General features: G+C 58.0%; 9 protein-coding genes. 1 reads left to right on the top strand and 8 read right to left on the bottom strand.

What is annotated here, in order from left to right; translation table 11 throughout:
• Window positions 1-82: 82 nt before the first annotated feature.
• Genes H1B37_RS05945 through H1B37_RS05910 form a run of 8 tightly spaced genes read right to left on the bottom strand, consistent with a single transcriptional unit; the run spans window position 83 to window position 9,919 of the window.
• Window positions 83-1,063, bottom strand: coding sequence for an RnfABCDGE type electron transport complex subunit D (locus H1B37_RS05945; RefSeq protein WP_182865718.1), 981 nt, complete (start codon window positions 1,061-1,063; stop codon window positions 83-85).
• Window positions 1,060-2,841, bottom strand: coding sequence for a CRTAC1 family protein (locus H1B37_RS05940; RefSeq protein WP_182865717.1), 1,782 nt, complete (start codon window positions 2,839-2,841; stop codon window positions 1,060-1,062). The genes H1B37_RS05945 and H1B37_RS05940 overlap by 4 nt, the downstream gene beginning before the upstream one ends.
• Before the next feature lie 6 nt (window positions 2,842-2,847).
• Window positions 2,848-6,408 (bottom strand): CRTAC1 family protein, encoded by a 3,561-nt coding sequence (locus H1B37_RS05935; RefSeq protein ID WP_182865716.1) that lies wholly within the window; start codon window positions 6,406-6,408, stop codon window positions 2,848-2,850.
• Window positions 6,405-7,037, bottom strand: coding sequence for a hypothetical protein (locus H1B37_RS05930; RefSeq protein ID WP_182865715.1), 633 nt, complete (start codon window positions 7,035-7,037; stop codon window positions 6,405-6,407). The genes H1B37_RS05935 and H1B37_RS05930 overlap by 4 nt, the downstream gene beginning before the upstream one ends.
• A 1-nt stretch (window position 7,038) precedes the next feature.
• The gene (locus H1B37_RS05925) at window positions 7,039-8,610 is read right to left on the bottom strand and encodes a 4Fe-4S binding protein (protein WP_220498064.1); all 1,572 of its coding nucleotides are present in this window, start codon (window positions 8,608-8,610) and stop codon (window positions 7,039-7,041) included.
• The gene (locus H1B37_RS05920) at window positions 8,607-9,080 is read right to left on the bottom strand and encodes a FixH family protein (protein WP_182865714.1); all 474 of its coding nucleotides are present in this window, start codon (window positions 9,078-9,080) and stop codon (window positions 8,607-8,609) included. The genes H1B37_RS05925 and H1B37_RS05920 overlap by 4 nt, the downstream gene beginning before the upstream one ends.
• The gene (locus H1B37_RS05915; RefSeq protein WP_182865713.1) at window positions 9,073-9,297 is read right to left on the bottom strand and encodes a hypothetical protein; all 225 of its coding nucleotides are present in this window, start codon (window positions 9,295-9,297) and stop codon (window positions 9,073-9,075) included. The genes H1B37_RS05920 and H1B37_RS05915 overlap by 8 nt, the downstream gene beginning before the upstream one ends.
• A 37-nt stretch (window positions 9,298-9,334) precedes the next feature.
• Window positions 9,335-9,919, bottom strand: a complete 585-nt coding sequence (locus tag H1B37_RS05910) for a hypothetical protein (RefSeq protein WP_182865712.1) — start codon at window positions 9,917-9,919, stop codon at window positions 9,335-9,337.
• A gap of 1,245 nt (window positions 9,920-11,164) precedes the next feature.
• Between H1B37_RS05910 and H1B37_RS05905 the strand changes: the two genes are divergently transcribed.
• Window positions 11,165-13,060 carry a redoxin domain-containing protein gene (locus H1B37_RS05905; protein ID WP_182865711.1) on the top strand — a complete coding sequence of 632 codons (1,896 nt, stop codon included), beginning with the start codon at window positions 11,165-11,167 and terminating at the stop codon, window positions 13,058-13,060.
• Window positions 13,061-13,250: the final 190 nt, after the last annotated feature.

The following is a 13,250-nucleotide window of genomic DNA, read 5'->3' as shown; positions in this document are numbered from 1 at the left end:
TCTGCGCAAAACTTGTTTCTGGACAACGTTTTGCTCAACCCTTGGCTACGGTCTTCGTCACGTTCAACGCGCCGAAACGCTCTCAAGTTGACTGCGGTGCTTCAACTTCCCCGAGGGAGCCGGAACCGGCGGCATTTTTGTCAAGGTTTACCACCGACTCGGGGGCCTTCGCCCGGCCGGCACGATCTCGCGTCCATCGCATCTCAACGGCCAACGCCACTGGCCCGACCAGAAACAGAGCGTAGTACGGTGCGTGAATGAATTCAGCCAACCGCAACAGCATCTCCACCGCCGCGACCAAAAACGCCACCAAGCACTGCCCCCATTTGGGCCGAACCGTCGTTTTCGGATCGGTGATCATGAAGAAAACGAACAACTGGTACATCGGCCCGGTCAGCGGTGACACGTTGGCCAAGAACGGGCTGCCGGTCAGCCAACTCCGTGCCCCGGCGAACGCGATGAATGAAATCACATACGTCAAACAGATGTGAAACCGTTTTAGCCGGCTGATGATCATCGCCCCCAAGCACCACACCACCAGCATCGGCCACAAACTGTTTCCCCACTGGATACTCAAGCTGGCCACCGCCGACGGATACAGAAACAGCATCGCGCTGACACCGAAATTGGAAGGGTTCCAAAGGTGCCGATTCTGAATCCTCAACACGTACTTCGACATGATCGACAGGCCCGCGCACATCGCATACGGCCAAATGAAGGGCGATCGGATCAAAATCCCGACGCTGATCCCAGAAATGTAAGCACTCGCCAGGTGTGGAAATCTTCCGACCACCAACTTGCCCAACACGAGCTCGCAAGCGATCGCAATTCCGATGGCGATCAACGTTCTGGACCAGCTTTCAAGGATGCCGAACGTCAACTGGCCGGCCAATAAGATGCTGGTGATCAACAGGGGTGCCAGGAACCGATTTTCCAGCGTCAACCATCTGCGCCAGGTCCCGCCCGGCGAGACTTGCGCCCCATCGGATGCGGAATCGGTTTCGACGGCATCACCGACCGAGCTAACATCGGATGTCGACTGCAGGGATTGGGAATCGCTCATCGTACCTCTCGAATCGTATGGACCTGATCAACCGCAGGGGCGATGACTTGTTGTTCCTTTCCGCTGGGCCATCGGATGACGACGCGGTCCACATCGGATACCGCGCCCAGGCCGAAATGCAGCCGGCTTTGGTTTTGCGACGAATAGCCACTCGCTGCAACCCTTTCTTGCAACTGCTGCTGACCGTTCCAAAACACACGGACGCGGGCACCGATCGCACTGCGATTGCTGACGATACCTTCCAGTTCGAACGCAATCCAATGCCGTGACGAATCGACCGTGTTTTGATACACCAATGCCGGCCCCCGCTGATTGGCAACCACGACATCCAAGACGCCACGGTTGCGGAAATCCGCCAGTGCGATCGCGCGACCATCGTGCCGGTCGGTCACGCCCACCCACTGGGCGACGTCTCGGAAGCTGCCCGCACCGTCGTTGACCCACAGACGCGTCGATTGGTAACCCGCCAGACTCCGCTGACGCATATCCGGCCAGTTGGACGCGTCGGAAATGATTTGTTCATGCCCGCCGGTGATCTGGGAAAAGTCGTACCAGTAGCTCGTCCCTTGATCGCCCGAAACGTATCCGTTGGTGACGGACAGGTCGTTGAACCCGTCGTTGTTCAGATCACCGAATTGGGCTCCAAAACTCCATCCGCCGAGTTCCACACCCATCACCGAGGCCAGGTTGTCGAAATGAATCGAACCGTCGCCTGAGGGAAACCACAAGTTGTTGCCCTGCAGCAGCACACCTTCTTCGGAGATATTCGATTCATAGATCGAAAGTCGGCCTTGGTTCAGAACGTCTCCGACCGACGCATTCATCCCGCTCTTGGGTGCGAATCCGACGCCCGCGTCCTTGCCGACTTCTTGAAATCGTTTGCCACCTTCATTGCGAAAGAGTTCGGAATTGCCGTAGTCGTTGGCCAGGAACAGATCGACAAAGGAATCATCGTCAAAGTCGGCCGCCACTACCGCCAGCGTCCAACGCGTGCTGTCGACGCCGACTTCGTCCGTGACGTCTACGAATCGCCCGCCGCCGACATTGCGCAGCATCCAGTTGTGGCCCCCATTGTCGGCATATTCAAAGCTCTCCGGCATGATGCGTGTGTCTTCCAAATCGTCCAGATGCACGTGATCCGGCCAATAGCCCGCCAGAAACAGGTCGACCCGTCCGTCGCGATCGTAATCCAGCCAGGTCGCGGTGCCGATGTTGGCCCAGTCGGGCAGCCCGGCAGAATCTCCGATCGATTCAAACCGTTTGCCTTCGTGGTTCATCAACAATTCTTGACGTCCCCAGCGATAGACCAGCACGTCGTCAAATCCGTCGTTGTTAATGTCGGCCCAAACCGACCCCATACAGGCCCCCACACCGTCCGCGTTCAAATCTGCCAAACCGAGTTGTTCCGCAATTTCCGCAAACGTACCGTCGCCGCGGTTGCGGTAGAAATGGTTCTTCGCTCCCGGGGCGCTTGAGGTGAGATAGAAATCCTGCCAGCCATCCTTGTCCACATCGACGATCGAGACGCTGGCTCCCATCGCTGCGATCTGCGGTTCAATGTGACGGAGTCGCATATCAACCCGCGGCGGTTGATGAACAAAATCGATGCCGACGTCCTTGGCGACTTCTTGCAATGAGAATCCATAACGTTGCAGCCGCGTGTCGGTCGAAATCAACTCACGGCCTTCGGTTTCCGAGTTGTCAGACGACCAACGAAAGTACGCGGCCGGACCAAACAGCAAACCGGCAAAGCAAATTGCGATCAATGAGCGAATCATGGGCGGTTACTTGTCAGAGGAGGGAAATGGCGAGCGATGATGTCGCATCAGTTTTTGTTGAAACGCGTCAGGCGTGACGTAGCGGGTATGGAACAGCCGCCAGTCCGTTTCATGTTCCAGATAGACCGGGTCCGTCGTCAGCGGCGGCAAAGGGCGACTGCCATCCGGGGCGTCGTAGGCGTTCCGCGAATCGCTCGGCCGACGGCCTGACGCGTGCCTCGGCGCGTGCCTCGGCAGGGGCCGCACGGTCCGAGAATAGGTCGTGTTGAAATCTCCATCCTTGACCCAGCCGTCACCGACCAACACAAAGGTGCGTTTTGTATCCGCCCCACCGGTTTCAATTGGTGGCGGATCATTCTCAACGGAAAAACGAAGCCTCAACTCGTCACCGGCGTTCATGATCACGTAGCGATCATCGACGTGCCGCAGCAATTCGCCGACGTTGCCATACCGCGTGTAGTACCCTTCCAGATCCAACCACTGCGGTGTGCGAGCGGTCACTTCGTAGACCGGAGTGTCGGGGCGACGTCGATCGATCGGTTCCAGCTTCGAGAATCCGCGGCCGAGCAACTGCGAATTCGACATCGCGAGTTGGGATTGCGTGACGTCGTGATCGGCCAGCCGAGACGACCAACGCAAGGAGTCCCAGTAGACTTCCATGTTCGTCCGCAACCGATAGCGGGTCTCCGATGACAATTCCTTGCTGTCGAGCACAATGATCATGTCCTTGTGCTTCCCGGCCGGAAAACCGAGGTCCTCGCGAAGCAGTTGCCAGCTTCCGTCGGCCGACAACTGTTCCAAAACCAACCCGTGCGGTCGCAGCGATTCGTTTTGCGAAATGGCGACGTTCAGCGAACTGTCGGTGGGATAGATCCAGCCGTGCCCGATCAATAGGATCTCGCCCCCGACCAGTGCTTCGCGAGGGAATTTGAATTCGATCCAATGCTCGGCGGCCAGTCCCTGATAAGGGCCGAGCGGAAAGTGGTCGGCGTACCTGCCATCGTTTTCGTAGAGCACTTTATCGACAGCGGCCCCGGTCGAATCGATCAGATTCAACAATGCCGTTGGTGCGGAACCAACCAGGACCTCGTTGCGTGGGGCTTTTTGAGGGACGAAGCTTTCGTCCACATAAATCTCAGTGTCTCTGCCGTGGTCGATGGCCAGCAAGGACACATGATCAAAGAAATGGGTTTCCCACAACTCCGCGGTGATGCGGATTTCGTATTCGCCGTCGCGCTCTACCAGGGCGTCGCCCGGAATCTTGATCCGGTCTTCGGTTTGAGTGATTCCGGCGGTGTCTTGGGCATTGATTTTCAGCCCCAACGGCGACCGCCAAAGGAAATCTTTGATGAAGCGGAATTTGTCGCCATCGTAAGTGAATACCCACGGGCACGATCCTTTCAAACGCTGCACCGCGAGCGAAGACGCGTTCTCAGGCAATTCGAATTCGGCTTGGCTGGTGCCGTTGGGCCACACCACCCGAGCGACATCAATCTGCGTTTGATTGCCCAGGCCGAAGTGAATGCGAGGCGAATCGATCATCCGCGATTGGACCGTGTTTCCGGCACGGATTTCAATCCTGCCGCCGATGCCGAACGGGTTGATTCGTTTGTCGCCGTCGGCCCGTGTCGCTTTCGGCCCGATACTGTGCCAACGGTAACCGGCGCGGCTGTCATTTTTCCACAGCCTTGCTTCATCGTCGCTCTGTCCGATCAAATCCAGCAACCCATCGCAATCCATGTCGATGACCGAGGTGACCTGGGTTTGCGCGACATTCGGCAACGAGAACCAGTCCCCACCGCTGTCTTGCAACCAGATCTGGGTTTGCCCGGCGACACTTGCAACGACATCGATCGCACCGTTGTTGTCCAGGTCCGCGGTGCCGAGAAAACCTGGGACAGGAGGCTCGGTCGCGTCCCCACCGTTCTGGAAGTCCGGTTGCAGGATGTGTTGAACGGCCCATTGTTGCCCGTCAAACTCCCCGGACAGGATCTCCGCCTGACGAGTAATGCACAGGATCTCATATCGCCCATTGCGGTTCAGATCGGCAACCGCGATCGCGACGCTCGCTCCGATCCCGTCTAGCGTATGAAGATCAAAGTGTCCTCCACGGCCATTCGTCCACACCGTCAGTTGGCCGTGACGATCAAGGCTGACCAGATCGACATCGCCGTCAAGATCGAAGTCAATCTCCTCGAGCGCCATCACTGCGGGGACCGACGGGATTTTGTCAAACGATTGAAATCGATTGGCGCCGTTGTTCAGCACACAGCGAATCTCGCTCTCGCCGTCGCTGAGCAGGAGATCTAAATCCCCGTCGGTTTCGATATCGGTGCACCATACCCTTGTCCATGGTCGTGCGAACAACTCCAGTTCGCTTTCCAGTGCGGTGTACTCGCCCGACGGTTGCGACAGGAAGATGTAGCAGCCCCGCTCGCCGACAACAATGATGTCGTTGTGAAAGTCATAATTCAGGTCGGCCCAGGCGAGTGAGGCCGTGCCGTTACCAGGGGTGTATCCTGGAAAGGGCAGCGCGGCCGACTCCTGGATGTGAAGCGTATCGCCGGCGAGCGACAAAAGGGTTGAGCATCGCTCACCCGGCTGCTTCACAGCCCATGTGAAATCGTGCCGCGCTGCTTTTCCAAGCATGTCGGTTGCACTGAATTGCAATTCTCGGTCCGCCGGCGCTGCTTCGGATGACGGCAACGACAACGCCAGGAACGAACGGACCGGAGTCCCCACGGCGGTGACCGAGAGGATGCCCAACTGGTCCAGACTTTTCTGGTAAATCGGCATCGGCTTGACCACGTTTTCAAAAAATGTCAATGCCACCGCCACTTGGCGATAGTCTCCGTCGCTGGCCGCTTTGGACGCTTGGTCCAATTGGGATTGCTGCAAGGCAGTCCAGTCTTGCCCCAAGGATTCAAACGTGCCGATCACCTGGTCCAACCGCTGTCGATCCGAGACGGTGGCCGCCAAACGGGCGTATTCGCATCGCACACGCAAGTTTTCAGGGGCCCGCGCCAGGATCTTCGAAAGCAATTCCAGCCGCTCTTGGTCCGCAGCGTCGGTGTTGGGCTGATCCAACAACGTGCTCAACTCGAACGCAACTTGAAGGTTCCCCGGCCAGTCCGCGTGCACCGTGCGTAGCGTTTCAATCGCTTCGGGGATCTGTCCCGCTGATTTGAGTAGCTGGGCTTTTAAAAGCAACAATTCACGCGATCGAGGCAATTGGGCCAAGGCGGAATTGAGAGCCTGTTCGGCGCCGCCGAGGTCGTTCAGGCGGAGCTTGGCAACCGCAAGATTGGCCCACAGCGCAGGCTCGTTGGGCTGTTCTTTCACCAGTCGATCCAACACCTCCGCGGCGCGTTCGTTCTCTTCGACGTCCAATGCCGCAAGACTGACGTAGAAACCGGTCGCCGTCTTCGTGTCGGCAACATCTGGCCGGTCACCTTCATCGGGCTGCGATGGCTGTCTTCGGACGATCAGAAGAATGGTCACGACGATTGCCACGATCGCCAGGCCGCAAATCCAGATGGTTTTTTGTCGTCGTTCGATTTCGGTCATCGTGATCCTTCCATCAGCACGTGTTCTCGATGTCGCTCGTCGTTGTGTCCTTGCCCGCCCCGGACGATTTCGCCGGAGGGTCCGTTCTGCAATGCCCGGTATTGGCGAATCCGTCTCACCATCGCGTAGGACCAGACACCGCCGATCAAAACGAAAGGAAACAGGTAGATGGCTAAATCCCAGACGCCATAGCCAGGCGGAGTCGATTCCACCTGGACCACGGTTTCTGCGGTTTCCCCCTCCGAATCCTTGATCCGCAGACCGACATTCCAGATGTCGCGTTGATCAAAATACGGTTCGGCAAAGAATTGCATGCTGTTTCGCAACGCTTGTTCCTCAGCCGCATAAGACGCCCGATCCAGACGACCACTGGTCGGTTCCGTCCACAACGTGACGTCCGGCGTTTTCAACGGCCGATTGCCGTCGCGGGTTTCGATAACAATAAAGAACCGCGCCTCGCCGATATCCGGATCGGCCCAAACCGAAACCAGCTGGTTCGCGACGAGCTCGTCGATCAGGACCGGGAACGGCGGTCCTTCATGCGCCCACGCTGCCCCCTCCCGGCTGATCCAGGACACGCCCCACAGCATCATGGCGAGGATCGCGAATCGTAGGTGGTACTTTTGCATTTCAGCCTCCCAAGAATGTCCCACGCATGTCCATCGGCTGATTCATGATCCAGACCGCTGACAGAAACAATGCAACATGCAACACGCCCCACGGGGCCAGGCTCCAACCGGTCGGCCGTTCCACTGCGGTGTTCGCCGTGTGACGTCCGATCGCCGATGCGACGATCAACGACCCGAGCAGCCCCAAGGAAAGGAATCCGAGTTCGATCGCATAGACGACCGATTCGGGTAGCCCACCGAGTTGCCACTGGGGTCTCCCCAGCCAATCGGATCCCGTCGCTTGCCGAACGGCGTTTTGCGTTACCGGGATCACCGTCAGCACGCCCGTCAAAAAATGAAATGCGTAGTGCGCCAGCCAGACACCGAATCCGATCGGCAGCAATGAAGGCGCGTAGCGTTTGACGATCACCGGCAGCGACTCGCTGCTTTGGGTGATGCGACGGGTGATTGCCGCCGCACCGAGCAGTAAGACTGCGGGTTCGATGATCAAGAACAGCACGAAAATCGCGCCCAAGATCGGCCATTCCACCGTCAAACCGGTGGCCATTGCGATCGCCGATTCCAACGCATAAACCGGGCTGATCATCGCAAACGCATTGAGCAGGGCACCGAAGGTAAACACGATCGCCAACGCCGAAAAATCGCTGCGACGCTCCGGGACGCCCAGTCCCGATCGAGTGCCGGTCACGCACAACTCTTCACCCGGGATGCGGGTGAAAAGGCCCACATTGTCTTCCGGGCAGGCGTACACACAGTCCAGGCAAAACGTGCAGTCCAAATTTCCCGTCTTACGGGGCTGAAACAGCGCCATCTCACAGCCGCGTTGAACGACCGGAAGTGCCCCGGACCTCTTGCTCGGTTGCCCTGCGTCTGAATGAGTGGCCGTCGATGATCCACCTGATCGACCTCGAATGCAGTCCTTGGTTTCGCATCGATCACAAACACTGCGGTCACGCACCGATATTTCCAGCGGCGAAAGCGTTGCGCCCAGGAAATTGAATTGCCCGATCGGACAAACAAACTTGCAAAACGATGCACGTTGAAACAATGCGTCGATGACCAGCGCGATGATCATGTACGTCACGATCAAGACGCCGGTCCACCAAGGGCTGGAAAACAAGTCGCACCATTCATAGACAAACAAAACCCCGACGAACAGCACGATCGCGGGCCACTTGTTGCTCAAAGATTTCGGCCAACGGAGACTGGGAGTGTAAAGTTTGCGTGCCAATTCGCGAGGCAGCATGAACGGACAGGCCATGCAAAAGAAGTTGCCCGCAAACAAGATCACCAGAACCACCAGCCCGCGAAAGTGCACCCAGGTCAACAAGGCGGCGAGGTTCTTGGGAGCCAACTGCGGCCCCCAAAACGCATGGGCAATCATTATCAAGCTGATCAAAAACACGGGAATCTGCAGCACCAACCGGGACCGATGCCAACGCAGAAAACGGCCCAAAAGCGGCAACGCCAACAGATCGAACCCGTGATCGGGGCGTTCCAACGACGGGTTGGCCACCGACGCAGGTTGCGCCGATGTGTTTATTGATCGATCATCACCCGTCTGCGATTTCACTCGACGCTCACTCCGGGAACGTCAATCGTTTGCTCCACCAATGTCCCTTCGTCGGTGATCGCGGTGACCAGCAAAAACCAATCGCCGCCCATCGTGAAATCGATCGTTCCCGAATACACACCGGGTTGATCGGTTTCCTTGATTGCCGCAAAGGACGGTTTCATGCCGGCATGGTTCATGTTTCCTTCGACGGTCAACTTTGCATTATCGATCGGATTGTCTTCCGCATCGAACAGCTTGACCGTCAGGTGGCACTCACCCATCGACGGCTTTTCCGGATCAAGCTGGACGACGGCTCGACCCGACGTCGCCGCCGAATCCGCTCCCGCACCACCGCACCCGACGATTCCGCCCGCCATCGACAAAAGCAGTGTCGACAGCAACGTCACCACCATGCGTGGCCGAGGTGGATGATCAACATCGCATTGCAAACGTTTGTAGCGCATGTGCATCAATCTGTTCCTAAACATGTTGTGAGGCATCGTTAACTGGGGCGTCGCCGTGAAGCGGTCGGGCACTCCATAACAGTGCAAAACAGCCCACGGACATCAACCCGCATAGGACCAGCACGACGCGAGCCCCGATCGCCTGGGCGGCGGGTTGTCCGCCGGCCCAAATCCAACCGGCGATCGAAACAGCGACCAAGGCGATCAGGAAAAATGAAATCACGGCTCTGACAAGATTCATATTGGTTCTCCCGGTATTTGCGGAGCGCGACGGACGATCAGGTCTTCGGTGCACGAGGCTGCCAAGCGCACGAACAGCCTTGATGGCCGGCTTCGCCCGGCAACGGAAACATGTGGTAGAACATCGCGATCACCATCGGGACGAACACCACCGTGTTGTAGAACAGGTGCAGTTCCACCCGTGGAATCACGAGCTGCAGCATGCTGACCGGAACCGGAGATCCGAACAGGTTGTGTTGGAAAATCGCCTGCCCTTGCAACAACGCATGTTCGATGTGGTGCCAAAACTGGATCCAAAAAGCGATCATCCACCAAGTGTACGACTGGCCGCCGAACCCTTTACGAAGGAGCCAAAAGGCGATCAACATGATCAGCGCGTAGGCGTAATGCAGCAGTTCCGACTTGACCATCCACGGGTACCACAACCCCAGAACGCCGCGTGATTCCGCGATCGGCCAATCGAGCACATAGATTTGAATGGCCTGCGCCAGGTGTTCACACCAATGCGCGAGCACGATCGCCGTGTACAGCCAAAGCGCTTGTTTGTGGTACGGGCCATTGATCTTGTCCATCCAGCTCATCTGGCTGATGGACGACGGCACGGTGCAGGTAGAAGCAGACATCGATGGTCTCCTTTAAAAGAATCTCAATTCAATCACAGACAGGAAGCGGTAGACGGAGCATGGCACGGAGACCTAGCGGCAGCGTGCGGACAATGAACGACCGGATCGATCGCGAGCGGCAGATCAACCAACGGCAATCAACGGTCGACCCCTTGATTCGCCCGACCGGACCTTCGGCCTTGGTGGCCAAGGCTAGGACGACAGGTTCAGCAGGCGAACGCGAGACCGATGGTCACCACGCGCGGCGCAGTGTTGACCTGATTTCCCGATCGTTTCAGATTCACGGGGGATCGGCGTGGAAGACACCGACGCGTGCATTACCGGCCTGGGCAATCGGCCCATGGACTGCAATGCAATCGTCGGAGCGCTCAACAAACGCAATGCATGGAGACTGAGGTCAGACAGACGCTGCGACACCGCACGTGGGTTAACGTGCCTCGGTGAATACCGACGCGCAGGGCGATGGCCAAAAGATCAACTCATGCAATGGAATGGTCCACGCATCCAAACACAGGATTCAGAAACCCTGGATTCAGAAACCCTGGATTCAGAAACCCTGGGGAGGTCGTTCGATACGACCGGGGTGGCCCGGATGACCACTGGCGTCCTGATCGAAGAAGAAATCCGTTGACTCGTCACCAATCAAGGATTCATGAGACTGCTGGCGACACGCTGAAACCTCGACGGTTTCCTGCGATGTTGACGCCGCGGAATGAGGGGGCACGGGCGGATGAGGATTGCTCCGGCAATTCGGACCGTTGCATGGCTTGGGTCGAACCGGCGTCGGTGAATCCACCTGCTCGGCCGGATCCATCTCGGGCGAATGATCGGCACCGGACGGATGCGCCAGCCAATCGCCGCAACTCCCGTAAGCGGTTGAATCCGTCAAACCAAAGATGGCAACAGACAACAACATCCCCGCCACAACGCAGTTGCGGTGGTAGCGTAAGGGCGCGTGTCGGAGCCGGGAAAACGGATTCATAGCGGGATTAAGTTATGCGGGGGGGAAGGCCCTGTCAACAGAATTTGCCGAAGTTCAAATCGTTTTGCCCTGGAAGCGTTTTCGTTCCTTCGCCACAGCGATCCTGCATCATGCCCGTAGCGTTCGACGACCGCTGCCGTCGCGGGTCAGGCGATAAAATCACCCCACACCGACAAACCTCAAGTTCTCCGCGGCAAATCGGGGCAACTCTTCGGCCGATCGCTCGACTCATTGTTTCACGGGCCTACAGATCAGTTGGATGCATGTTTCGCATCCCGAATCTTCCGAACCGTCTATCCGCCACTGGAATCGACGCGATGGTCATCCGCGATCGCAACCGCTACTCTCTGCTGTGCACGTTCGGCGTGTTGGTCCTGGTTTGCTTGGGCAACGTGTTTGATGTCGGTGCCGCCGGTCAGCAAGCCCCGACGGTGCCTTTGGTCCAACGCATCGCCTCCGGGACATCGGATCCCAACGGCTCCGCGATTGTCGTCGTCTTTTACGCCCGCCCGAATTGTCGAATCTCTGCCTTGCAGACGCCTCGCATGAAGGAACTGGCCGACGCGTGGCGAGACCGCGGCGTCTCGGTCGTGGCCGTGATCCCTCCACGCCCGGACGGCAAAGCGGTCGAAGCGTTCCGCGCTGGACACGAATGGACGAACGCCATCGAAGACGACGTCGACTTTGAGTTCGCCGAGCGTTTTGATTGCCGCGTCGTGCCCGAGGTGCTGGTCTTTGACCGTCAAGGTCGACTCAAGTACCGCGGGGCCGTCAACGATCGGTATCAATTGGGAGTCCAACAGCCGCAGGCGAAACACCGCTACCTCGTCGATGCCGTCGAATCACTGATCCAGGGGCAGCCGATCGCGGTCGAACAAACCGAACCGATCGGATGCCGGCTACGACGATCTAGCAGCACCAAGCCAACGGAACTGACGTATTTTCGCGACGTAGCCCCGATCATCGGTCGGCACTGCCAATCGTGTCATCAACCGGGCATGTCGGGGCCGTTCGAACTGACCAACTACGAACAAGTGGTCGATTGGTCCGAAATGATCTGCCACGTCGTCGACCAGGGACTGATGCCGCCGTGGCATGCGAATCCAAAGTATGGTGATTTCTCCAACGCAAATGTGCTTACCGATCCGCAGAAGAAAGTGCTGAAGGATTGGGTCGCCGGAGGCTGTGTCCGCGGGGAGCAAGTCAGTCAACCGAAGCCGCAACAGCCCCGTGGCAAAAAGGAATCTGATCAATGGGAAATCGGCGATCCCGATGCGGTGTTCACGTCCACTCCGTTTGCCGTGCCCGCCGAGGGCATCGTCGAGTATCAATACCAGACCTTTGATCCCGGTTTTGAAGAGGAAAAATGGATCGCCGCCGTCGAGATCAAAGCATCCAACCCGGCGGTGCTTCATCACGGTGCCGTCAATCTGGTCTCGCCGTCCGGTAACAGCAGCATTCGGCTATCGGGCCAAGCGGTCGGGACGCCGCCGAGTGTCTACCCGCAGGACACCGCCAAACGACTGCCTCCCGGCTGGAAACTCGAACTGATTCGCCATTACCAGGCGATCGGATCGGAGCAAACCGACCGCACCAGCATCGGGTTGAAGTTCATCGACCGCAAAGATGTCAAGAAAGAAGTCGAAACGATCGCGATGCTCGATTTCAGCTTGAAGATTCCGGCCGGTGCGGAGCAACACCGCATCGAGATGAGCACCAGGGCCTGCGAAGACTTGCTGTTGATCTCGATGTACCCGCACATGCACTACCGCGGAAAGGACTTTCGTTACGTCGCGACCTACCCCGATGGAACGCAACAGATTCTGCTGGACGTGCCCCGTTGGGATTTCAACTGGCAACACCGCTACCAGCTCCGCGAACCGGTTCGGCTGCCCGCGGGGACCACACTGACGGCGATCGCGCACTACGACAACTCGTCCAACAACCCCTTCAATCCCGATCCCGGCGTCGAAGTCTACTACGGCCCCGACTCGACCGACGAAATGTTCAACGCGTTTGCCGACGTCGTCTCGGTCGATCAAGACATGACGTCGCTGAAGTCGCGATCCTTGGCATGGCTGAAAAACTACGGGGTGGTGATGGCAGCCTCGATCCTGGGCTTGCTTTCCTTCGCGTTCATCGGCCGGCGTAGGCACTAGATCGACAGTCGTTTCCCTCCCCGAGGGAGGTCCGGCGGTTTTTACCCTCTGATTTAACAGACGTTTACGACGTCACCCTCCCCTTAGGAGGGTCGCGGAGGAGTGAGCGACGACGCGGGGAGGGTTCGTTGTGGCTCGGATTGACGCAAACGCCACGAGTCGCCCCTCCCCTCGCTGCACTCGAACCTCC

Source organism: Stieleria mannarensis (assembly GCF_014154935.1).
GTDB classification, from domain to species: Bacteria; Planctomycetota; Planctomycetia; order Pirellulales; family Pirellulaceae; genus Stieleria; species Stieleria mannarensis.
The sequence above is the reverse complement of the archived record's forward strand: the minus strand, read 5'-3'. Positions and strand labels throughout refer to the sequence as shown.